The organism is Paenibacillus athensensis (genome assembly GCF_004514475.2).
GTDB classification, from domain to species: Bacteria; Bacillota; Bacilli; order Paenibacillales; family NBRC-103111; genus Paenibacillus_AL; species Paenibacillus_AL athensensis.
This window is the reverse complement of sequence record NZ_MYFO02000058.1, coordinates 1-527: the sequence shown is the minus strand read 5'-3', so window position 1 is coordinate 527 and position 527 is coordinate 1. Positions and strand designations below refer to the sequence as shown.

The following is a 527-nucleotide window of genomic DNA, read 5'->3' as shown; positions in this document are numbered from 1 at the left end:
GACTCGAACCACCGACCTCACCCTTATCAGGGGTGCGCTCTAACCAGCTGAGCTAAGGGCCCTTGGTATTCATAATAAAAACCCACCGCAGTGGGCTCGCTTGGCAACGTTCTACTCTCCCGGAACCCTGCGGTTCAAGTACCATCGACGCTGGAGGGCTTAACGGTCGTGTTCGAGATGGGAACGTGTGGTTCCCCTCCGCCATCATCACCAAACGCGTGCAACAATGGATTGTTGCATGAAAGGCTTACCCTTTCAAAACTGAACACGAGTGAAGAAAGCTTGACTGGTTCACTTCTGAACCGAGTCTCCATAGAAAGGAGGTGATCCAGCCGCACCTTCCGATACGGCTACCTTGTTACGACTTCACCCCAATCATCTACCCCACCTTCGGCGGCTGGCCCCCTTGCGGGTTACCCCACCGACTTCGGGTGTTGTAAACTCTCGTGGTGTGACGGGCGGTGTGTACAAGACCCGGGAACGTATTCACCGCGGCATGCTGATCCGCGATTACTAGCAATTCCGAC

Annotated in this window: 2 rRNA genes; both read right to left on the bottom strand. The window is 55.0% G+C overall.

Annotated elements, in window-relative coordinates:
• Positions 1-98 precede the first annotated feature (98 nt).
• A 5S ribosomal RNA gene (gene rrf, locus B5M42_RS25175) occupies positions 99-215 on the bottom strand.
• Positions 216-316: 101 nt separating this feature from the next.
• A 16S ribosomal RNA gene (locus B5M42_RS25170) occupies positions 317-527 on the bottom strand; the annotation flags it as partial.